General features: G+C 64.3%; 20 protein-coding genes. 18 read left to right on the top strand and 2 right to left on the bottom strand.

What is annotated here, in order from left to right; all coding sequences use genetic code 11:
* The 17 genes from ACLIIZ_RS18550 to ACLIIZ_RS18470 all read left to right on the top strand — a co-directional run bounded on the left by ACLIIZ_RS18550 (position 1) and on the right by ACLIIZ_RS18470 (position 17,814).
* Positions 1-834, top strand: coding sequence for a DNA ligase (locus ACLIIZ_RS18550; RefSeq protein WP_416694621.1), 834 nt, complete (start codon positions 1-3; stop codon positions 832-834).
* A gap of 46 nt (positions 835-880) precedes the next feature.
* Positions 881-1,945 (top strand): dTDP-glucose 4,6-dehydratase, encoded by a 1,065-nt coding sequence (gene rfbB / locus ACLIIZ_RS18545; protein ID WP_416694618.1) that lies wholly within the window; start codon positions 881-883, stop codon positions 1,943-1,945.
* Positions 1,942-2,829: a glucose-1-phosphate thymidylyltransferase RfbA gene (rfbA, locus tag ACLIIZ_RS18540; protein ID WP_416694615.1), complete on the top strand. Its 888-nt coding sequence runs from the start codon at positions 1,942-1,944 to the stop codon at positions 2,827-2,829. Before rfbB ends, rfbA begins: the two co-directional genes overlap by 4 nt.
* Positions 2,829-3,377, top strand: coding sequence for a dTDP-4-dehydrorhamnose 3,5-epimerase (rfbC, locus tag ACLIIZ_RS18535; RefSeq protein WP_416694611.1), 549 nt, complete (start codon positions 2,829-2,831; stop codon positions 3,375-3,377). Before rfbA ends, rfbC begins: the two co-directional genes overlap by 1 nt.
* Before the next feature lie 68 nt (positions 3,378-3,445).
* The gene (locus ACLIIZ_RS18530) at positions 3,446-5,377 is read left to right on the top strand and encodes a bifunctional 3-phosphoshikimate 1-carboxyvinyltransferase/cytidylate kinase (protein WP_416694608.1); all 1,932 of its coding nucleotides are present in this window, start codon (positions 3,446-3,448) and stop codon (positions 5,375-5,377) included.
* A 91-nt stretch (positions 5,378-5,468) separates the two neighbouring features.
* Complete coding sequence (rpsA, locus tag ACLIIZ_RS18525; RefSeq protein WP_416694605.1) at positions 5,469-7,145, top strand: 30S ribosomal protein S1; 1,677 nt, start codon at positions 5,469-5,471, stop codon at positions 7,143-7,145.
* Between the two features lie 11 nt (positions 7,146-7,156).
* Positions 7,157-7,441: an integration host factor subunit beta gene (locus ACLIIZ_RS18520; RefSeq protein WP_374328250.1), complete on the top strand. Its 285-nt coding sequence runs from the start codon at positions 7,157-7,159 to the stop codon at positions 7,439-7,441.
* Positions 7,442-7,508: 67 nt separating this feature from the next.
* Positions 7,509-7,790 (top strand): LapA family protein, encoded by a 282-nt coding sequence (locus tag ACLIIZ_RS18515; protein WP_416694602.1) that lies wholly within the window; start codon positions 7,509-7,511, stop codon positions 7,788-7,790.
* Positions 7,787-8,959 carry a lipopolysaccharide assembly protein LapB gene (gene lapB / locus ACLIIZ_RS18510; RefSeq protein ID WP_416694600.1) on the top strand — a complete coding sequence of 391 codons (1,173 nt, stop codon included), beginning with the start codon at positions 7,787-7,789 and terminating at the stop codon, positions 8,957-8,959. Before ACLIIZ_RS18515 ends, lapB begins: the two co-directional genes overlap by 4 nt.
* Positions 8,960-8,966: 7 nt before the next feature.
* The gene (rfaE1, locus tag ACLIIZ_RS18505; RefSeq protein ID WP_416694597.1) at positions 8,967-9,893 is read left to right on the top strand and encodes a D-glycero-beta-D-manno-heptose-7-phosphate kinase; all 927 of its coding nucleotides are present in this window, start codon (positions 8,967-8,969) and stop codon (positions 9,891-9,893) included.
* Between the two features lie 9 nt (positions 9,894-9,902).
* On the top strand, positions 9,903-10,901 hold the full coding sequence (rfaD, locus tag ACLIIZ_RS18500) for an ADP-glyceromanno-heptose 6-epimerase (protein ID WP_416694594.1): 999 nt from the start codon (positions 9,903-9,905) through the stop codon (positions 10,899-10,901).
* Positions 10,894-11,793: a cysteine synthase CysM gene (gene cysM, locus ACLIIZ_RS18495; protein ID WP_416694591.1), complete on the top strand. Its 900-nt coding sequence runs from the start codon at positions 10,894-10,896 to the stop codon at positions 11,791-11,793. The genes rfaD and cysM overlap by 8 nt, the downstream gene beginning before the upstream one ends.
* Positions 11,790-12,575, top strand: coding sequence for a 3'-5' exonuclease (locus ACLIIZ_RS18490; RefSeq protein WP_416694588.1), 786 nt, complete (start codon positions 11,790-11,792; stop codon positions 12,573-12,575). Before cysM ends, ACLIIZ_RS18490 begins: the two co-directional genes overlap by 4 nt.
* A 63-nt stretch (positions 12,576-12,638) precedes the next feature.
* The gene (gene ppa, locus ACLIIZ_RS18485; RefSeq protein WP_416694585.1) at positions 12,639-13,187 is read left to right on the top strand and encodes an inorganic diphosphatase; all 549 of its coding nucleotides are present in this window, start codon (positions 12,639-12,641) and stop codon (positions 13,185-13,187) included.
* Position 13,188: 1 nt separating this feature from the next.
* Positions 13,189-14,805 carry an NAD+ synthase gene (locus ACLIIZ_RS18480; protein WP_416694582.1) on the top strand — a complete coding sequence of 539 codons (1,617 nt, stop codon included), beginning with the start codon at positions 13,189-13,191 and terminating at the stop codon, positions 14,803-14,805.
* Positions 14,806-14,836: 31 nt separating this feature from the next.
* Positions 14,837-15,175 carry a P-II family nitrogen regulator gene (locus ACLIIZ_RS18475; protein ID WP_416694579.1) on the top strand — a complete coding sequence of 113 codons (339 nt, stop codon included), beginning with the start codon at positions 14,837-14,839 and terminating at the stop codon, positions 15,173-15,175.
* A gap of 596 nt (positions 15,176-15,771) precedes the next feature.
* Complete coding sequence (locus ACLIIZ_RS18470) at positions 15,772-17,814, top strand: sodium-translocating pyrophosphatase (protein ID WP_416694576.1); 2,043 nt, start codon at positions 15,772-15,774, stop codon at positions 17,812-17,814.
* 55 nt (positions 17,815-17,869) lie between these two features.
* Here ACLIIZ_RS18470 and ACLIIZ_RS18465 read toward each other — a convergent pair whose 3' ends face one another.
* Both ACLIIZ_RS18465 and trxB read right to left on the bottom strand, forming a co-directional pair.
* Positions 17,870-18,736 carry a Smr/MutS family protein gene (locus tag ACLIIZ_RS18465; protein ID WP_416694574.1) on the bottom strand — a complete coding sequence of 289 codons (867 nt, stop codon included), beginning with the start codon at positions 18,734-18,736 and terminating at the stop codon, positions 17,870-17,872.
* Entirely contained in the window at positions 18,720-19,679 is a 960-nt protein-coding gene (gene trxB, locus ACLIIZ_RS18460; RefSeq protein WP_416694571.1) for a thioredoxin-disulfide reductase, read from the bottom strand. Before trxB ends, ACLIIZ_RS18465 begins: the two co-directional genes overlap by 17 nt.
* 172 nt (positions 19,680-19,851) lie before the next feature.
* Between trxB and ACLIIZ_RS18455 the strand changes: the two genes are divergently transcribed.
* Positions 19,852-22,140: a DNA translocase FtsK gene (locus ACLIIZ_RS18455; RefSeq protein WP_416694568.1), complete on the top strand. Its 2,289-nt coding sequence runs from the start codon at positions 19,852-19,854 to the stop codon at positions 22,138-22,140.
* The last annotated feature ends 19 nt before the right edge of the window (positions 22,141-22,159 follow it).

Below are 22,159 nucleotides of genomic sequence, written 5' to 3'. Positions count from 1 at the left end.
ATGCGGCGGCTGCGCGCGCTGCTCTGCGGGCTCGCGCTGCTCCTTGCCCTGCCGCTCGCCGCGGCGCCGCCGGAACTCCTGCTGGCCAACGTCTATCGCGACGACATCGACGTTTCCGCCTACCTGGTCAGCGAGAAGCTCGACGGTGTGCGCGCCGTCTGGGACGGCGAGACGCTGCGTTTTCGCAGCGGCAACCGGGTCAATGCGCCGGCCTGGTTCACCGATGCCCTGCCGAAAACGCCGATGGACGGCGAGTTGTGGCTGGGCCGTGGCCGCTTCGAGCGCCTTTCCGGCATCGTCCGTCGCGAACAGCCGGTCGATGCCGAGTGGCGGGAGGTCCGCTACATGATCTTCGAACTGCCCGGCGCGCCGGGGACTTTCGCCGAGCGGGCCGGGCGCATCCGCGCAATCGTCGCTGCCGCGGCCTTGCCCTGGCTGGCTGAGGTGCCGCAGGTAGCGGTGGCCAGCCGGGAAGAGCTGCGCCAGCGGCTGGCGCAAACCGTCAAGGCGGGTGGCGAAGGCCTGATGCTGCACCGCGCCGACGCGCCCTACGAAACCGGCCGTTCCGACACCTTGCTCAAGCTCAAACCCTGGCTCGACGCCGAGGCCGTCGTCATTGCCCACCTGCCGGGCAAGGGCAAGTACGCCGGGCAACTCGGCGCCTTGCGCGTGCGCCTGGCGGACGGTCGCGAATTCCGTCTGGGGACGGGCTTTACCGATGCGCAGCGCAAGAGCCCGCCGCCGATCGGCAGCGTCGTCACTTATCGCTACCGGGAGCTGACCGCCAAGGGTTTGCCGCGCTTCGCCAGTTTTTTGCGCCGCCGGCAGGAATGAAGTGCGCTTGGCGTAAAATGCCCCATTTTTGCGGCGGATTTTCGGCATGATCCTCGTCACCGGCGGCGCCGGCTTCATCGGCAGCAACTTTGTCCTCGACTGGCTCGCTCAATCCGCCGAGCCGGTGCTCAACCTCGACGCGCTGACCTACGCCGGCAATCTCGAGAACCTTGCGGCACTACGGGATGACCCGCGTCATGTCTTCGTCCACGGCGATATCGGCGACTTCGACCTGGTTGCCAAACTGCTCGCCGAACACCGGCCGCGGGCGGTGGTCAATTTCGCCGCCGAATCGCACGTCGACCGCAGCATCCACGGTCCGGAGGATTTCATCCAGACCAACATCGTCGGCACTTTCCGCCTGCTCGAAGCGGTGCGCGCCCATTGCGGCGGATTGAACGCGGAAGAAAAGGCGGCCTTCCGCTTCCTGCACGTGTCGACCGACGAAGTCTATGGCTCGCTCGCCAGCGACGATCCGGCCTTCACCGAGACCCACCGTTACGAGCCGAACAGCCCGTACTCGGCGAGCAAGGCGGCGTCCGACCATCTGGTGCGCGCCTATCATCACACCTACGGCCTGCCGGTGCTGACCACCAACTGCTCGAACAACTATGGTCCCTACCATTTCCCGGAAAAACTGATCCCGCTGGTCATCCACAACGCGCTCGCCGGCAAGCCGCTGCCGATCTACGGCGACGGCCGGCAGATCCGCGACTGGCTCTACGTCAAGGATCATTGCAGCGCCATCCGTCGCGTCCTGGAGGCCGGCCGCCTTGGCGAAACCTACAACGTCGGCGGCTGGAACGAGAAAACCAACCTCGAGGTCGTGCATACCCTGTGCGACATGCTCGACGAACTGCGCCCGCGCGCCGATGGCCAGTCCTACCGGACGCAGATCACTTTCGTCAGCGACCGTCCCGGCCACGACCGCCGCTACGCAATCGACGCGACGAAGCTGGAGCGCGAACTGGGCTGGAAGCCGGCCGAAACCTTCGCCACCGGCATCCGCCAGACGGTGCAGTGGTACCTGGACAACCCGGCCTGGGTGCAGAACGTCACCAGCGGTGCGTACAAGCAGTGGCTGGGCAAGCATTACGGAGAAAACGCATGAGTCAGCAGCGCAAGGGCATCATCCTCGCCGGCGGTTCCGGCACCCGGCTCTACCCGGTGACGCTGGCGGTTTCCAAGCAGCTACTGCCGATCCACGACAAGCCGATGATCTACTACCCGCTGAGCACGCTGATGCTCGCCGGCATCCGCGATATCCTGGTCATCTCGACGCCGCAGGACACGCCGCGCTTCCAGCAACTGCTCGGCGACGGCAGCCAGTGGGGGCTGAACCTGCAATACGCTGTGCAACCCAGCCCGGACGGTCTGGCGCAGGCCTTCATCATCGGCCGCGACTTCATCGGCGGCGGCGATTCAGCGCTGGTGCTCGGCGACAACATCTTCTACGGCCACGAGTTCGCCAACGACCTCGCCGCGGCCGGCGCGCAGCTTTCGGGGGCGACCGTCTTCGCCTATCACGTGCACGATCCGGAGCGTTACGGCGTCGTCGAATTCGACGCGGCGGGCCGGGCGGTCAGCCTCGAGGAAAAGCCGAAACAGCCCAAGTCGAATTACGCGGTCACCGGCCTCTACTTCTACGACAACCAGGTGCTCGACATGGCGCGCGACCTCAAGCCGTCGGCGCGCGGCGAACTGGAAATCACCGACATCAACCGCCTCTACCTTGACCGCGACCAGCTCAACGTCCAGGTCATGGGCCGCGGCCACGCCTGGCTCGATACCGGCACCCACGAAAGCCTGCTCGATGCCAGCCAGTTCATCGCCACGATCGAGAAACGCCAGGGGCTGAAGATCGCCTGTCCCGAGGAAATCGCCTTCCGCAAGGGCTGGGTCGATGCGGCGCAGTTGGAAAAACTGGCGCAGCCGATGCTCAAGAATCCCTACGGCCAGTACCTGATCGGCCTGCTCGGCGAGCGGAGGTTCTGATGCAGCTCGTCTCCACCTTGCTGCCCGGCGTGCTGCTGCTTGAACCGCGCGTCTTCGGCGACGAGCGCGGTTTCTTTTTCGAAAGTTTCAATCAGCGCGCTTTCGACGAAGTGGTCGGCGATCACGTCGATTTCGTTCAGGACAACCACTCGAAAAGCCGGCGCGGCGTGCTGCGCGGCCTGCATTACCAGTTGCCTCCGAAAGCCCAGGGCAAGCTGGTACGCGTCGTCGAAGGCGAGGTGTTCGACGTCGCGGTCGATCTGCGCCGCGCCTCGGCGACCTACGGCCACTGGGCCGGCGCCCTGCTGTCCGCCGCCAACAAGCGGCAGATGTGGATACCGCCGGGCTTCGCCCACGGTTTCGTGACCCTGAGCGAAACCGCGGAGTTCCTCTACAAGACCACCGACTACTATGCGCCCGAGCACGAGCGCTGCATCCGCTGGAACGATCCGGCGCTGGCCATCGACTGGGGCTACAGCCGGGAACCGCAACTGTCGGCCAAGGATGCGGCGGCTCCAGGCTTCGCCGAGGCGGAAAAGGCTTTCTGAGGGCGGGGACTTCGGACTTTGACGGTCCCCGGGTAAACTGGCGCATTTTTCACCCCGCCGGGTTCGCCATGGAATTCCTCGATCTTCCCCAACTGCTTTCCGCCGCCGGCAGCGTCCGCCTGCCCGGTTCGAAGAGCATTTCCAACCGCGTCCTGCTGCTGGCGGCGCTCGCCGAGGGCGAGACCGAGGTGCGCGACCTCCTGGCATCCGACGACACCGAGCGCATGCTGGAAGCCCTGCAGACGCTTGGCGTCGGTGTCACGCCGCTGGGCGGCGAAGCCTGGAAGATCGCCGGTTGCGGCGGTCGCTTCCCGGTCAGGCAGGCGGAACTCTTTCTTGGTAACGCCGGCACTGCCTTCCGCCCACTCACCGCGGCGCTGGCGCTGGCCGGCGGCGATTACGTGCTGAAGGGCGTCGCCCGCATGCATGAGCGGCCGATCGGCGACCTGGTCGACGGCCTGCGCCAGCTCGGCGCCGACGTCACTTACCTCGGCAACGATGGCTACCCGCCGCTGCAACTGAAGCCGGCGACGATCCGCCCGGACGGCGCGGTGAAGGTGCGCGGCGACGTCTCCAGCCAGTTCCTGACCGGCCTCTTGATGGCCCTGCCGCTGACCGGCGAGACGGTCACGGTCGAGGTCGTCGGCGAGCTGATCTCCAAACCCTACATCGAGATCACGCTGGCCACCATGGCCCGCTTCGGCGTCGTCGTCGAGCGCGACGGCTGGCAGCGCTTCACGGTCAGGGCCGGCAGCTGCTATGTGTCGCCGGGCACGGTGTATGTCGAGGGCGATGCCTCGTCGGCGTCCTATTTCCTGGCGCTCGGCGCCATCGGCGGCGGGCCGCTACGCGTCGAAGGCGTCGGCGCTGATTCGATTCAGGGCGATGTGCGTTTCGCCGAAGCGCTGGCGCAGATGGGCGCCATCATCGAAACCGGCCCGAACTGGATGGCAGCGCGCGCGCCGCAGGGGGGGCTGGTCGCGGTCGATCTCGACTGCAACCACATCCCCGACGCGGCGATGACGCTGGCTACCGCCGCGCTGTTTGCCCGGGGAACAACGACGCTGCGCAATATCGCCAGCTGGCGGGTCAAGGAAACCGACCGCATCGCGGCAATGGCAATCGAGTTGAGGAAGCTCGGCGCCGAGGTCGAGGAGGGCGCCGATTACATCCGCGTCACCCCGGCGCCGCTGAAGCCTGCGGCCATCGATACCTACGACGACCACCGCATGGCGATGTGCTTCTCGCTGGCCGCTTTCGCGACGCCGCTGCGGATCAACGATCCGAAGTGCGTGGCCAAGACCTTCCCTGATTACTTCGAGCGCTTTGCCGCAGTCACCCGGGCGGCGCCGGTGATCGCCATCGACGGCCCGTCGGCTTCCGGCAAGGGGACGGTGGCGGCGCGCGTCGCTGCCGCGCTCGGTTTTGCCTACCTCGATTCCGGCGCGCTCTACCGGCTGACCTCGCTCGCCGCGCAGCGGGCGAATGTCGCCTGGGACGACGAAACCGGCGTTGCCGCTATCGCCGCCGGGCTCGACGTCGTGTTCACCGGCGATGACATCCGCCTTGCCGGCGTTCTGGTTGGCGATGCCATCCGCACCGAGGAAATCTCGGCCGGTGCCTCGAAAGTCGCGGCCCTGCCGGCCGTGCGCGCGGCTCTGCTGTTCCGTCAGCGCGCTTTCAACACGGCGCCCGGCCTGGTCGGCGACGGGCGCGACATGGGCTCGGTGGTCTTCCCGCGAGCGCCACTCAAGGTCTTCCTTACCGCGACTGCCGAAGCGCGCGCCGAACGTCGTCATAAGCAGTTGATCGAAAAAGGTTTCTCTGCTAATCTCCCCGACCTTCTGGCTGACCTGCAGCTACGTGACGCGCGAGATTCGCAGCGCAGCGTGGCGCCGCTCAGGCAGGAAGTGGATGCCAGGCTGCTGGAAACCACGCATCTCACCATCGAACAGGCGGTGAAACAGGTGCTGGACTGGTACGCGGAAGCAGCCAAGTAGTACGGTGTTGCCGGTCATTCCGGTCGGCGACTTGTTTTTCACCTCAACCCGCTGTGGGCCGCTTGGCTCGCGGCAAGGAACTCGCTCCGTAATGGAATCTTTTGCTCAACTTTTTGAAGAATCCCTGGCTCGCCAGGAAATGCGTCAAGGCGAAGTCATCACTGCAGAAGTGGTGCTCATCGACCACAATTTCGTCGTGGTCAATGCCGGCCTGAAATCCGAATCCTACGTTCCCGTAGAAGAATTCCTCAACGACCAGGGTGAAGTTGAAGTCGCCGTCGGCGATTTCGTCCAGGTCGCCATCGAAATGCTGGAAGACGGCTACGGTTCGACCCGTCTTTCCCGCGATCGCGCCAAGCGCATCGCCTCCTGGAACTTCCTCGAGCAAGCCCTCAACGACGGTGCCCTGGTTTCCGGCACCATCACCGGCAAGGTCAAGGGTGGTCTCACCGTCATGTCCAACGGCGTCCGTGCCTTCCTTCCGGGCTCGCTGGTCGACATGCGTCCGGTCAAGGACACCACGCCGTACGAAGGCAAGACCATGGAGTTCAAGGTCATCAAGCTTGACCGCAAGCGCAACAACGTCGTCCTGTCGCGTCGTGCCGTCCTCGAAGCGACCGCCGACAAGGATCGCGAAAAGCTGATGGAAAACCTCAAGGAAGGTGCCACCGTCAAGGGTATCGTCAAGAACATCACCGACTACGGCGCATTCGTCGACCTGGGCGGCATCGATGGCCTGCTGCACATCACCGACCTGGCCTGGCGCCGTGTCCGTCACCCGAGCGAAGTGCTCAATGTCGGTGACGAAGTTACCGCCAAGATCCTCAAGTTCGACGCCGAGAAGAACCGCGTCTCGCTGGGCATGAAGCAGCTCGGCGACGATCCGTGGGTCGGCATCGCCCGCCGTTACCCGGCCGGCACCCGCCTCTTCGGCAAGGTCACCAATCTGACCGACTACGGTGCTTTCGTCGAGATCGAACAAGGCATCGAAGGCCTGGTGCACGTCTCCGAAATGGACTGGACCAACAAGAACGTCCATCCGTCCAAGGTTGTCTCGCTGGGCGACGAAGTCGAAGTCATGATCCTCGAGATCGACGAAGAGCGCCGCCGCATCTCCCTGGGTATGAAGCAGTGCCAGGCGAATCCGTGGGACGAGTTCGCGATGAACCACAAGAAGGGCGACAAGGTGAAGGGCGCCATCAAGTCGATCACCGACTTCGGCATCTTCATCGGCCTGCCGGGTGGCATCGACGGTCTGGTTCACCTGTCCGACCTCTCCTGGTCGGCGACCGGCGAAGAAGCGATCCGCAACTTCAAGAAGGGTGACGAAGTTGAAGCCGTGGTTCTCGGCATCGACGTCGAGAAGGAACGCATCTCCCTGGGTATCAAGCAGCTCGACGGTGATCCGTATGCCAACTTCATCGCCACGCACGAGAAGAACAGCATCGTGCGCGGTATCGTCAAGACGGTCGACGCCCGTGGCGCCGTGGTCACGCTGGATGGCGAAAACGAAGCCTACCTGCGCGCTTCCGAGTTCTCCCGCGAGCGCACCGAAGACCTGTCGCAACACCTGAAGGTCGGTGACGAGATCGAAGCGATGATCATCAACGTCGATCGCAAGACCCGCGGCATCAATCTGTCGATCAAGGCCAAGGATCAAGCCGAACAGCACGAAGCGATGCAGAAGTTCTCTGCCGACACTTCCGCTGCCACCGGTACGACCAACCTGGGTGCGCTGCTCAAGGCCAAGCTGAACCAGCAAGGCTGATAGGCTGCGACATGACCAAATCCGAGCTCATCGTCCGGCTGGCGGAGCGTTTTCCCCAGTTGGTGGCGAAGGATGCCGATTTCGCAGTCAAGATGATTCTCGATGCGATGTCCGAAGCGCTGGTGCGCGGAGATCGCATCGAGATCCGCGGATTTGGCAGCTTCGCGCTCAACTACCGGCCGCCGCGCGTTGGACGTAACCCGAAATCCGGGGACAAGGTCAGCGTGCCGGCGAAGTGGGTTCCCCACTTCAAGGCCGGCAAGGAACTGCGCGAGCGGGTCGATCAGTCGATCTGAAGCCGGGCTTGGCCCAATGTGGTAGATTCGGGGCAGTGAGTTTCACTGCCCCTTTTCATTGAATGTCATGACAGCCCTGACCTGGTTCCTGCGTTTCATCATCTTCGCTTTCCTGGTGCTCTTTGCCGTCCAGAACACGGCACCGGTCACCTTGAGTCTGGCCCTCGATTACTACTGGCAGGCACCGCTGGTCATCGTCCTGCTCGCCTTTTTCGGTGGTGGCGCCCTGCTTGGTGTGCTCTCCCTGGTTGGCACGATATTTCGTCAGCGACGCGAAATCGCCCGTCTCAAACGCGCCCTGCTCAAGGCCGAGCAGCCACCGCTGCCGGATTTGCCGCTGCAACAATGAATGAACTGTTCGAATACTGGCAGCTCCTGCTGGTCCCGGTGTTTTTCGCCATGGGCTGGGCTGCCGCCCGTGTGGACATGCGGCAGGTTGTCCATGAATCGCGGGCCTTGCCGCGTTCCTATTTCAAGGGCCTGAATTTCCTGCTCAACGAGCAGCCGGACAAGGCCATCGATTCCTTCCTCGAAGTCGCCAAGGTCGATTCGCAGACCGTCGAGCTGCATTTTGCGCTCGGCAACCTGTTTCGCCGGCGCGGCGAGACCGAGCGGGCGATCCGCATGCACCAGAACCTGCTGGAGCTGCCGGAAGTCGAGGACAAGCATCGCTTGCAGGCGATGGTCGAACTCGGTCAGGATTTCCTGAAGGCTGGCCTGCTCGACCGCGCCGAAGACATTTTCAACAAGCTGCTGGGTACCGCCCGCGAGGCCGATGCCAAGCGCTCGCTGCTCGAGATCTACCAGGTCGGCAAGGAATGGCAGAAGGCGATTGAGATCGCCCGCGAACTGCCCGACGTCGCGACGCACAAGGAAATCGCCGAGTACTACTGCGAGCTGGCTGCCGGTGAAATCATGCGTTCGCGCCACGATTCGGCGCGCCAGTATCTCGAGGTGGCGATCCAGGAAAACCGCAAGTGCGTGCGCGCCAGCATCCTGCTCGGCGACCTGTTTGCCCAGGAGGGCAAGGCGGCGGAAGCGATCGACGCCTGGCAGGCGATCGAACAGCAGGATCCCGCCTACCTGTCGCTGGTCGCTCAGCGCCTGCTTGACGCCTACCGCAAGCTGTCCCGCTCCGACGCCGGGGTGGCGCTGCTGCGCGGCTATCTCGAACATTACCCGTCGATCGACCTGCTCGAAGTCGTGTACCAGCTGGTGCTGGAAAACGAGGGCAACGAGGCGGCCTATCGCCTGGTGCGCGCCGAACTGCAGCGTAACCCGACGCTGGTTGGCCTGGAGCGACTGATGGCGGCACGTCTACCCTTGGCGTCGCCGGAAGTGCGCAGCGATCTGGAACTGGGCAAGAGCATCGTCCAGGGCTATACCCGGCGCCTGTCGCGCTATCGGTGCAATAATTGCGGCTTCAAGGCGCGTCAGTTCTACTGGCGCTGCCCGGCCTGCGGCGGCTGGGAGACCAGCCCGCCGCGGCGCAGCGAGGAATTCGATCAATCCCTGTAGGACTTCGATGCTGGAAAAACTCTCGCAGGTGCGCCTGCTCGTCGTCGGCGACGTCATGCTGGACCGCTACTGGTTCGGCGAGGTCAGCCGGATTTCGCCGGAAGCGCCGGTGCCGGTGGTCAAGGTCGAGCGCATGGAAGAGCGCCTCGGCGGTGCTGCCAACGTTGCCCGCAACGCCGCTTCGCTTGGGGCGCGGACGACCCTGCTCTCGGTGGTTGGCGACGACGATGCTGGTCGGGCACTCTCCCGTCTGCTCGCCGAGAGCGAGATCGCTGCCGATCTGAAGATCGATCGTCAGATCGACACCACGGTCAAGCTGCGCGTCATCGGTCGCCAGCAGCAGTTGTTGCGCATCGATTTCGAAACCGCACCGTCGCACGAAGTGCTCGACGCCAAGCTCGCCGAGTACGAACGCCGGCTCGCCGACTGCGACATCGTCATCCTGTCCGATTACGGCAAGGGTGGGCTGACCCATATCACCGAGATGATCCGTCTCGCTCGCCTTGCCGCCAAGCCGGTGCTGGTCGATCCGAAAGGTGACGAGTGGGAAAAATATGCTGGCGCCACGGTGATTACCCCGAACCGCTCCGAATTGCGCGATGTCGTCGGCCGCTGGTCGTCGGAGCAAATGCTCTTCGACAAGGCCGAGAAGCTGCGCGGCGAACTTGGTCTTGAGGCCTTGCTGGTCACCCGCAGCGAGGAAGGCATGACGCTTTTCGCCGACGGCCAGACTTTCCTCCAGGCGGCGCAGGCGCGCGAAGTGTTCGACGTTTCGGGGGCCGGCGATACCGTCATCGCCACGCTCGCCGTCATGATTGCTGCCGGTGCCGACTGGGCCGAAGCCATTCGCATCGCCAACATCGCTGCCGGCATCGTCGTTGGCAAGCTCGGCACTGCCGTCGTCACCCGCGACGAAATCGCGGGCGCCCTGTAAGGAGAAGAGATGAAAACCATTGTCACCGGTGCGGCCGGGTTTATCGGTTCCAACATCGTCAAGGCTTTGAACGAGCGCGGCGTGACCAAGATCATCGCCGTCGACAACCTGAGCAAGGCGGAAAAGTTCAAGAACTTGGTCGACTGCGAGATTGTCGATTACATCGACAAGCAGGACTTCATCGAGCGCATCCAGGCCGGCCATTTCGACGGCGACGTCGAAGCCATCTTCCATGAGGGCGCCTGCTCCGACACCATGGAGACCGACGGCCGCTACATGATGGAGAACAACTTCCGTTACTCCAGCATCCTGCTCGACTGGTGCCTAGACCAGGACGTCCAGTTCCTCTACGCCTCGTCGGCGGCGACCTATGGTGCTTCCAGCGTCTTCCGCGAAGAACGCGAATTCGAAGGGCCGCTCAACGTCTACGGCTACTCCAAGTTCCTGTTCGACCAGATCGTCCGCCAGCGTCTGGCGCAGCAGCCGTCGTCGCAGATCGTCGGCTTCCGCTACTTCAATGTCTACGGCCCGCGTGAAAGCCACAAGGGGCGCATGGCCTCGGTCGCCTTCCACAACTTCAACCAGTTCCGCGCTGACGGCAAGGTCAAGCTGTTCGAAGGCTCGCATGGCTACGAGAACGGCGGCCAGATGCGCGATTTCGTCTTCGTCGGCGACGTCGCCAAGGTCAATCTGTTCTTCCTTGACCATCCGGAAAAGTCCGGCATCTTCAACCTCGGTTCGGGGCGGGCGCAGAGCTTCAACGACGTCGCGGTGGCGGCGGCCAACGGCTGCCGCAAGGCCCGGGGCGAAGCCGCGCTCGGTCTGGACGATCTGCGGGCACAGGGCTTGCTCGAATACGTCGCCTTCCCCGAAGCGCTCAAGGGCAAGTACCAGGCGTTCACGCAGGCCGATCTGACGAAACTGCGCGAAGCCGGCTACGACGCGCCGATGGCGACGGTCGAGGAGGGCGTTTCCCAATACATCGACTGGTTGCACGCCCATGTATAAAACCCTGCAGGATTTTGTCGGAAACACGCCGCTGGTTCGCCTGCAGCGCATTCCCGGCGCCGACAACGAACGCCGCGGCAATGTCATCCTGGCCAAGCTCGAAGGCAACAACCCGGCCGGCTCGGTCAAGGACCGCCCGGCGCTGTCGATGATCCAGCGCGCCGAAGCGCGCGGCGACATCAAGCCGGGCGACACGTTGATCGAGGCGACTTCCGGCAATACCGGCATCGCGCTGGCGATGGCGGCGGCGATCAAGGGCTACAAGATGATCCTGGTGATGCCCGAGAACCAGAGCGTCGAGCGTCGCCAGAGCATGCGCGCCTACGGCGCCGAACTGGTGCTGACGCCCAAGGACGGCGGCATGGAACTGTGCCGCGACGTCGCCGAACGGATGCGCGACGAAGGCAAGGGCATCATCCTCGACCAGTTCGCCAACCCGGACAACCCGGTCGCCCACTACGAAGGCACCGGCCCGGAAATCTGGCGCGACACCGGCGGGCGCATCACCCATTTCGTTTCCAGCATGGGCACCACCGGCACCATCATGGGTACCAGCCGCTACCTCAAGGAAAAGAACCCGGCGATCACCATCGTCGGCTGCCAGCCGGAAGAGGGCAGCCAGATTCCCGGCATCCGCAAGTGGCCGGAAGCCTATTTGCCGAAGATCTACGCGCCGACCAACGTCGACCGCATCGAATACGTCAGCCAGGCCGACGCCGAGGCGATGACCCGGCGGCTTGCTGTCGAGGAAGGCATCTTCGCCGGCATTTCGTCCGGCGGCGCGCTTGCCGTGGCACTGCGCATCGCCGCCCAGGTCGAGAATGCGACCATCGTCTCGATCGTCTGCGACCGCGGCGACCGCTACCTGTCGACCGGCGTCTTCCCCGCATGAAGCCGGTCCTCGTCTTCGACATCGAAACCATTCCCGACGTTGCCGGCCTGCGCCGGATCAACGAGTTGCCGGGCGAGCTGTCCGATGCCGAAGTCGCCGAACTCGCCTTCCAGCAGCGCCGGGCGAAGAACGGCAGCGATTTCCTGCCGCTGCACCTGCAGCGCATCGTCGCCATCTCCTGCGTGCTGCGCACGCTCGACGGTTTCCGCGTGTGGTCGCTGGCCGAGCCGGATCTCGACGAAGGTGCGATCATCCAGCGCTTCTTTGACGGCATCGAGAAATTCACGCCGCAGATCGTCTCCTGGAATGGCGGCGGCTTCGACCTGCCGGTGCTGCACTACCGCGGCATGCTGCACGGCGTCACGGCGCCGCGCTACTGGGACATGGGCGACGGCGACTACGCCGACTCGCGTGACTTCAAGTGGAACAACTACATCAGCCGCTACCACACCCGTCACCTCGACTTGATGGACCTGCTTGCGATGTACAACGGCCGCGCCAATGCACCGCTCGACGAACTGGCCAAGCTGTTCGGCTTTCCCGGCAAGCTCGGCATGGACGGCAGCAAGGTCTGGGACGCCTGGCAGGCCGGGCAGGCCGCCGACATCCGCGATTACTGCGAGACTGATGTGGTCAATACCTACCTGGTCTATAACCGTTTCCGGCGCATGCGCGGCGAATTTACCGCTGACGAGGAAATGGCCGAACAGGCTTTCATCAAGGGCCAACTGGCGAAGATCGATGCGCCGCACTGGCGCGAGTTTCTCGCCGCCTGGCAATGATCATGCGGCGCAGCAAGCTATAATCGCAAGGTTTTTTTTCAAACCCAACGCAGAGAGAAAATAATGGCTCTTAACAACGTTCCCTCCGGCAAGTCCCTCCCCGACGACTTCAACGTCATCATCGAGATCACCGCCCATTCCGACCCGGTCAAGTACGAAGTCGACAAGGAAAGCGGCGCCATCTTCGTCGATCGCTTCATGTCGACCGCCATGCACTATCCGTGCAACTACGGCTACATTCCGCACACCATCGCTGGCGACGGTGATCCGGTTGACGTTCTGGTGATCAGCCCGTTCCCGCTGCCGCCGGGCGTCGTCGTCCGCTGCCGCCCGCTCGGCCAGCTATCGATGACCGACGAAGGCGGCGAAGACGCCAAGCTGCTCGCCGTTCCGGTGTCCAAGCTGACCCCGCTGTACAACGACGTCAAGACCTACGAAGACACGCCGGAACTGCTGCGCCAGCAGATCGCGCACTTCTTCGAGCACTATAAGGACCTGGAGCCGGGCAAGTGGGTCAAGGTCAATGGCTGGCAAGGTATCGACGCCGCCCGCGAAGAAGTCATGACCGGTGTCCAGCGTTACAACGAAGCGAAAGACAAGCCGAACTACTGAGATGCTGCGTATCGCCGTTGCCCAGTTCAACGCCGTCGTCGGTGACCTGACCGGCAACGTCGACCGCATCGTCGCCTGTGCCGCCGCGGCCAAAGCCCGCGGTGCGCAGGTGCTGCTGACGCCGGAGCTGGCATTGAGCGGCTATCCGCCGGAAGACCTGCTGCTGCGCCCGGATTTCTACCGTGCCTGCCAGCGGGCGCTCGACGATCTGGCCGCCCGCATCGACGGGATTGCGCTGGTCGTCGGCCACCCGGAAGAACATGAAGGCGCCTGCTACAACGCTGCGACGGTCATCGAAAACGGCCGTCCGCTTGCCGTCTACCGCAAGATGCGCCTGCCCAATTACGACGTCTTCGACGAGAAGCGCTATTTCGACGCCGGGCGCGCGGCCTGCGTCGTCGAACTCGGCGGCGTCCGTTGTGGCATCAACATCTGCGCCGACATCTGGGAAACCGGCGCCTTCGAGGCGGCCTGCCAGGCTGGCGCAGAAATCGTGCTGGTGCTCAATGCCTCGCCCTGCCACCTGGAGAAGCAGCAGGAGCGCGCCGAGGTGCTCGGCGAGCGGATTGCCGCCACCGGCATTCCCGCCATCTATTGCAATCTGGTTGGCGGCCAGGATGAACTCGTTTTCGACGGCGGCTCCTTCGCCCTCGACGCGCGCCGCCAGGTCGCCATGCGCCTGCCGCAGTTTGAAGAAGTCTTGGGCATCGTCGACGTCGACGGACCGCGCCTGAATTCCGCCGAACTCGTCGAGCCCCTGTCGCTCGAGGCCGAGGCCTACTCGGCGCTGGTCATGGGGGTGCGTGACTACATCGGCAAGAGTGGCTTCAAGGGGGCGATCATCGGCCTCTCAGGCGGCATCGATTCGGCGCTGACGCTGTGCGTCGCGGTCGACGCGCTCGGCGCCGACAAGGTGCACGCGGTGATGATGCCGTCGCCCTACACGGCGCAGATGAGTCTCGACGATTCGCGCGAGATGATCCGCCAGTTGGGCTGCAGCTACGACGAAATCGCCATCGCCCCGGCCATGGCGACCTACGAAGCCATGCTGGCGCCGCTGTTCGCCGGCCTGCCCAGCGACGCGACCGAAGAGAACATCCAGGCGCGGATCCGCGGCAACCTGCTGATGGCGCTCTCCAACAAGACCGGCAAGCTGGTTCTGACCACCGGCAACAAGTCGGAGATGGCGGTCGGCTACTGCACGCTGTACGGCGACATGGCCGGCGGCTTCGCGGTGATCAAGGATGTCTACAAGACCCTGGTCTATCGTCTGTCACGCTACCGCAACACGCTGTGCAGCGGCGCGCCGGTGATTCCCGAGAACATCATCGTCCGCCCGCCCTCGGCCGAGCTGAAGCCGGACCAGAAGGACCAGGATTCGCTGCCCGAATACGAGGTGCTCGACGCCATCGTCCGCGCCTACATGGAAGAGGACCGCAGCCCGCGCGAGATCATCGCCGCCGGTCTGCCCGAAGCCGACGTTCGCCGCGTCGTCCGCCTGCTGCGCATCGCCGAGTACAAGCGGCGCCAGGCGCCGGTCGGCATCCGCATCACGCCGCGCAGTTTCGGCAAGGACTGGCGCTACCCGATCACCAACCGGTATGCTGACGAATATTGAGCATCAATCGAGAGAGAAGAGGGATACAGACATGAAAAAAATCGAAGCCATCATCAAGCCGTTCAAGCTCGACGAAGTGCGCGAGGCGCTGTCGGAAGTCGGCATCACCGGCCTGACGGTCACCGAGGTCAAGGGCTTCGGTCGCCAGAAGGGCCATACCGAGCTGTATCGCGGCGCCGAGTACGTCGTCGATTTCCTGCCCAAGATCAAGATCGAGATCGTCGTCGCCGGTCCGCAGGTCGATCCGGCGATCGACGCCATCGTCAAGGCGGCGCGCACCGGCAAGATCGGTGACGGCAAGATCTTCGTCACCAGCGTCGAACAGGTTGTTCGTATTCGCACCGGCGAGACCAACGAAGCGGCCATCTGATCACCTGCCACCAGGCGCGGTGGAGCGAGCGGGACGGCGTCAGCCGTCCCGTTTTCGTTTCCGGAGTGGTGCATGCCAGGCGGTTTTTCATGTCATTGCCAGCGATTTGCACCAAGTCTGAGCAAATCGTTTGACCGACCCGGCAAAAGCGGGTAATTTCCTTCGCCTGAGGGGGTTCCCCTCATCCGTCAGTCAGGATTCTCCAACGATTCAGTGGCAAGCGGGATTTCATGTACATCATTCAGGTAGAGAGAAGATGTGACGGCAACCGCCGTCACCTATCCCCAATCTTCCCGGCATGCCGTGAGGCATGTGGCGATGACAGGGTCGGTATGTCCGGCCGTGTCATGTCCCTGAACTAAGGGCCAGAGTATGACGACGCGGCCAGCCTTCCACGCGGTACCCGGAAGCGCTGTCGCGGTCGGCGCGGTTTTCCAGACAAGACCCGATTCGGCACAGACCGACAAGCACCCGTTTTCCTCCTTTTCCGGTAACAGCCCAGGCGCATCCGTGTCCGGGCTGTGTCTTGCCGTCCGGAAAATATTGCGGAGAAATAGTCTGTTCAATTTTTGTCAGTCAAAAGAGAGGGAGAAGTAATGTCTTCTGCATTGTGGTTGGCGTTGTTATGTGCGGGGTTGGCGGTCATTTACGGCTGGTTGTCCAGTCGTTCGATTCTTGCGTTGCCGGCGGGGAACGAGCGCATGCAGGAAATCGCCAAGGCGATCCAGGAAGGGGCGGCCGCTTATCTGAGCCGGCAGTACAAGACCATCGCGATGGTTGGCGTGGTGATGGCGGTGTTGATCGCCATCTTCTTGGGCATGGCGACGGCGGTGGGTTTCGTCATCGGCGCCACGCTCTCCGGTGCCGCCGGCTTCATCGGCATGAACGTTTCCGTCCGCGCCAATGTGCGTACCGCCGAAGCGGCACGCGGGGGCATTGCGCCGGCGCTTGACGTGGCCTTCAAGGGCGGCGCGATCACCGGCATGCTGGTGGTCGGTCTCGGCCTGCTCGGTATCGCCGGTTACTACGGTGGCATGCAGGCCTTCGGCCTGAGCCAGGATGCGGCGTTGCATGCGCTGATCGGTCTCGCCTTCGGTTCGTCGCTGATCTCGATCTTTGCCCGTCTCGGCGGCGGCATCTTCACCAAGGGTGCCGACGTCGGCGCCGACCTCGTCGGCAAGGTGGAAGCCGGGATTCCCGAGGACGATCCGCGCAACCCGGCGGTGATCGCCGACAACGTCGGTGACAACGTCGGCGATTGCGCCGGCATGGCGGCCGACCTGTTCGAGACCTATGTCGTGACCGTTGTCGCCACCATGGTGCTCGGTGCGCTGATGCTGAAGACTTCGGCCGTTCTCGGCGACGCGCTGATTCTCTATCCGTTGGCCTTGGGCGCGGTGTCGATCATCGCCTCGATCGTCGGCTGCTACTTCGTCAAGACTTCGGACGGCGGCAAGATCATGGGCGCGCTGTACAAGGGCCTGATCGTCGCCGGCGTGCTGGCGCTGGCCTTCTACTACCCGGTGACCTCCTGGCTGATCGGTGCTGGCGATGCGGCGGTGCAGGTGACGACGGGCAGCATGTTCACCTGTGCCGTCATCGGCCTCGTGCTGACCGCGGCGATGGTCTGGATCACCGAGTACTACACCGGGACGGAATACGCGCCGGTCAAGCATGTCGCTTCGGCCTGCCAGACCGGTCATGCGACCAACATCATCGCCGGCATCGGCGTTTCGATGAAGGCGACGGCGCTGCCGGTGCTTTCGGTCTGCGCCTCGATCTGGGCGGCCTACTCGGTCGGTGGTCTGTACGGGCTGGCGATCGCCGCCACCTCGATGCTGTCGATGGCTGGCATTGTCGTCGCGCTGGACGCCTACGGTCCGATCACCGACAACGCCGGTGGTATCGCCGAAATGGCCGAACTGCCGCCGGAAGTGCGCGCCGTCACCGATCCGCTCGACGCCGTCGGCAACACCACCAAGGCGGTGACCAAGGGCTACGCCATCGGTTCCGCCGGTCTTGCCGCGCTGGTCCTGTTCGCCGACTACACGCATGCGCTGGAAGCGGCGACCGGCCAGGTATTCACCTTCGACCTCTCCAACCACATGGTGATCATCGGCCTCTTCATCGGCGGCCTGATTCCCTACCTGTTCGGCGCGATGGCGATGGAGGCGGTCGGTCGTTCGGCTGGCGCCGTCGTCGTCGAAGTGCGGCGTCAGTTCAAGGAAATCGCCGGCATCATGGAAGGCACGGCCAAGCCCGACTACTCCCGCGCGGTCGACATGCTGACCGTTGCGGCGATCAAGGAAATGATGATTCCGTCTATCCTGCCGGTCGCCGTGCCGATCGTCGTCGGCCTGCTGCTCGGGCCGCAGGCGCTCGGCGGTCTGCTCGTCGGCACCATCGTCACCGGCCTCTTTGTCGCCATCTCGATGACCACCGGCGGCGGCGCCTGGGACAACGCCAAGAAGTACATCGAGGACGGCCACTTCGGCGGCAAGGGTTCCGATGCGCACAAGGCGGCGGTCACTGGCGACACGGTCGGCGATCCCTACAAGGACACGGCCGGCCCGGCGGTCAACCCGCTGATCAAGATCATCAACCTGGTTGCGCTGCTGATCGTGCCGCTGATCGTCTGATCGCCTGTTTTTACAGTTCAAGGAATGCGCCCTGCGGGGCGCATTTTTTTTGGCCTCAGCTTTTCGGCGCGCGCAGCAGGACCAGCAGGGCGCCTTCGCCGCCGTCCTGCGGCTTGGCCTGGCAATAGGCGAGGACTTCGTGACGCTGCGCCAGCCAGCCGCGCACCAGTTGGCGCAGCACCGACAGCTTGTGCGGCGAACCGTGCCCTTTGCCATGCACAATGCGCAGGCAACGCTTGCCCTGGTGCAGGCAGGTATGCAGGAAACCGGCGATCAGGTGACGCGCCTGCTCGCGGTTCAGGCCGTGCAGGTCGATCTCGTCCTGCACCACCCAGCGCCCGCGGCGCAGGTCGCGCAACAGCGTCTGCGCCAGGCCGGGGCGCAGGTAGGCCGCTTCGTCGCCGCCTTCGAGCCGGTCCTGCAGCGCGATCGGCGCGTGCAGGCTCTCGTGCAGCACCGCCTGGCGGTCGGCCTGTGATTGTTCCGGCGCCGGTCGCGGCAGCGGCTTGGTGAGCGCCGCCAGGTTCTTGTCCGGCAGTGGTTCGACGCCGGTCATCGCGAGGACGAAGGCCGCCTGCTCGGGATCGTCGGGCAGGCGCCGCGGGCGAGTGTCGTCCTGCCAACCGGCGGGCAGCGCGTCGTCGCGGGGCACAGGGCGTCCCGGATGGCATTCGGCTGGCGCCTGGGAGGCGGCGACGCGGCGCGATGGTGGCTTGTCCAGGATCACCCGGTTGGCGTCGGGCAGCGGCCGGACGCCAGCCACCGCCTGGCGGAAGAGGGCGCCTTCGTCGGTCTTGCCGGTGTTTGGCGCCGTCTCGGGCGCCGGCGCTGCGGGCGACGCGGCGACCGGGGGCGCCGCGCGTTGCCGCCAGACGGCCCGCAGGCCGTCCTTCAGCGAGCCCTGGTCAGCCTTGGTGGCCAAGATTGTCGAGGTAGCGCTCGGCGTCGAGTGCGGCCATGCAACCGCTGGCGGCCGAGGTGCAGGCCTGCTTGTAGATCTGGTCCTGCACGTCGCCGGCGGCGAAGACGCCGGGGATGCTGGTCTGCGTCGCGTTGCCGTTGCGTCCCGCCTGGGTGACGATGTAGCCGTGGTCCATGTCGAGCTGGCCGGCGAAGATGTCGGTGTTCGGCTTGTGGCCGATGGCGATGAAGACGCCGTGCACGTCGACCTTCTTCACTTCGCCGGACTGCACGTTCTTGATCGCCAGGCCGGTGACACCGGACGCATCGCCGAGCACCTCGTCGAGCGTGCTGTTCCACAGGATCGTGACCTTGCCTTCCTTTTCCTTCTGGAACAGCTTGTCCTGCATGATCTTCTCGGCCTTGAACTTGTCGCGGCGGTGGATCAGCGTGACATGGCTGGCGATGTTGGCCAGGTAGAGCGCTTCTTCGACCGCGGTGTTGCCGCCGCCGACGACGGCGACCGGCTTGTTGCGGTAGAAGAAGCCGTCGCAGGTGGCGCAGGCGGAGACGCCCTTGCCCATGAATTCCTGTTCGGACAGCAGGCCGAGGTACATCGCCGAGGCGCCGGTGGCGATGATCAGTGCGTCGCAGGTGTAGGTGCCGCTGTCGCCGACCAGCGTGAAGGGCTTTTCGGTCAGCTTGGTGGTGTGGATGTGGTCGAAGATGATTTCGGTGTCGAAGCGGGCGGCGTGCTTCTCGAAACGCTGCATCAGTTCCGGTCCCTGCACGCCGTCGGCGTCGGCCGGCCAGTTGTCGACTTCGGTGGTGGTCATCAGCTGGCCCCCCTGGGCCATGCCGGTGATCAGCACCGGTTTGAGGTTGGCGCGTGCGGCGTAAACGGCGGCGGTGTAGCCGGCCGGGCCGGAACCGAGAATGATCAGTGGGGTGTGACGGGTTGTCATTTGGGTCTCTGCCTTGGGATGGAATGGCGAAAATTATAGCCGCCTAATGGAGCGGCGTTTTGTGGGTGATCGTAACCAATCTATCAAACCGGTTTATAATTCTCAGCTAACTGTATGACTTGAAATGATTTACACCGTTCGTAGTAGTCATGGAACGGGATTAAGGAATTCAATGGCAAGACGAAACGACCCCAGTCCGATGCCCGACAAGATCGGTAGCCTGCTGCAGGAATCCCGCTGGCTCGGGGTTGGCGCACTGGCGCTGTTCCTGGTCATGGCGCTGTGGGGCTTCCAGCGTACCGACCCCGGTTGGTCGCACGCGGTCGGCAGCGGCAGTCCGCAGAACCCGGCGGGCCGGGCCGGTGCCTGGGTCGCCGATCTGCTGCTCTACGTCTTTGGACTTTCCGCCTGGTGGTGGGTGGTCCTGCTCGGCATGCTCGTCTGGTGGGGTTTCCGCAAGCTGCACGCCAGCGGCCAGGGAGCGGCGCATACGACCTACCTGGCCGTGCCCGGTTTCATTGTCCTGCTGCTTGCCAGTTGTGCGCTGGAAGCGCTGCGTTTCCACAGCCTCGACGTCCAGTTGCCGCTGGCGGCAGGCGGTATGCTTGGCGTCGAATTGAGCCGCTGGCTGGCTGGCCTGTTCGGTTTCACCGGCGCGACGCTGCTCCTGCTGGCGCTGATCGGCGTCGCCTGGAGCGCATTTTCCGGGATGTCGTGGATCTGGGCCTTTGAAAAGCTCGGCCTGCTGCTCGAGGCGCTGACCCTGTTCGTTTACGGGCAGATCGATGCCTGGCGCGACCGGCGCATCGGCAAGGAGGTCGCGCAGCGCCGCGAAGTCGTCGTCGAGGAGGAGAAGCGGCGCGTCGAACTGCACGAACCGATCTTCATCGACACGCCGCCGCCGGAAGTGCCGGTGTCGAAGAAGGCGGAAGCCCGTGTCGAACGCGAGAAGCAGGCGATGCTGTTCCCCGAGGCGATCGTCGGCGGCACGTTGCCGCCGCTGCACCTGCTCGACCCGGCGCCGCCGGCGACCGAGACGGTCAGCGCCGAAACCCTGGAATTCACCTCGCGCCTGATCGAAAGGAAGCTCGCCGACTTCGGCGTCCAGGTCAAGGTGATCGCCGCCTTGCCGGGGCCGGTCGTCACCCGCTACGAAATCGAGCCGGCGGTCGGCGTCAAGGGCGCGCAGATCGTCAATCTGGCGCGCGACCTGGCGCGGGCGCTGGCCATGGTGTCGATCCGCGTCGTCGAGACGGTGCCCGGCAAGTCGTGCATGGCCCTCGAGTTGCCGAATTCGAAGCGGCAGATGGTCAAGTTGTCCGAGATCATTTCCAGCAAGCCCTACAACGACATGGGCAGCCCGCTCACCGTCTGTCTCGGCAAGGACATCGGCGGTCTGCCGGTGGTCGCCGACCTGGCCCGCATGCCGCACCTGCTGGTCGCCGGCACCACCGGTTCGGGCAAGTCGGTCGGGGTCAACGCGATGATCCTGTCGATGCTCTACAAGTCCGAGCCGGAAAACGTCCGTCTCATCATGGTCGACCCGAAGATGCTCGAACTGTCGATCTACGAGGGCATCCCGCACTTGCTGGCGCCGGTCGTCACCGACATGAAGCAGGCGGCCAACGCGCTGCACTGGTGCGTCACCGAGATGGAAAAGCGTTACAAGCTGATGTCGGCGATGGGCGTGCGCAACATCGCCGGCCTCAACACCAAGATCAAGGACGCCGAGAAGCGCGGCGAGCACATCCCGAATCCGCTCAGCCTGACCCCGGAAACCCCGGAGCCGCTCAAGCACATGCCCTACATCGTCGTCATCATCGACGAACTGGCCGACCTGATGATGGTGGTCGGCAAGAAGGTCGAGGAGCAGATCGCCCGCCTCGCCCAGAAGGCGCGTGCCTCCGGCATCCACCTGGTGCTGGCGACGCAGCGCCCGTCGGTCGACGTGATCACCGGCCTGATCAAGGCCAACATTCCGACGCGCATCGCCTTCCAGGTGTCGAGCAAGATCGATTCGCGCACCATCCTCGACCAGATGGGCGCCGAAGCGCTGCTCGGCCAGGGCGACATGCTTTATCTGGCGCCGGGCACCGGCTATCCGACCCGCGTCCATGGCGCCTTTGTTTCCGACGATGAAGTGCATCGCGTCGTCGAGCACCTCAAGGCGAACGGCGCCCCGGAATACGTCGAGGACATCCTGAGCGGCGCCGGTGGCGACGAGGAAGGCGGCGAGGCCGGCGAAGGTGGCGGCGACGCCGAGAGCGATCCGCTCTACGACCAGGCGGTCGACATCGTGCTGAAGAACCAGCGCGCCTCGATCTCGCTGGTGCAACGCCACCTGCGCATTGGCTACAACCGCTCGGCGCGGCTGATCGAGGCGATGGAAAACGCCGGCCTGGTGTCGGCGATGGACGGTCGCGGCGGTCGCGAAGTGCTGATGAAGAAGCCGGCCGAATGACGCGGCCGGCGTGACAAAC

Origin of the sequence: Azonexus caeni (assembly GCF_048146105.1) — a bacterium.
In the GTDB taxonomy this organism is placed as follows: Bacteria; Pseudomonadota; Gammaproteobacteria; order Burkholderiales; family Rhodocyclaceae; genus Azonexus; species Azonexus aromaticus_B.
This window is presented reverse-complemented; position numbering and strand designations above follow the sequence as displayed.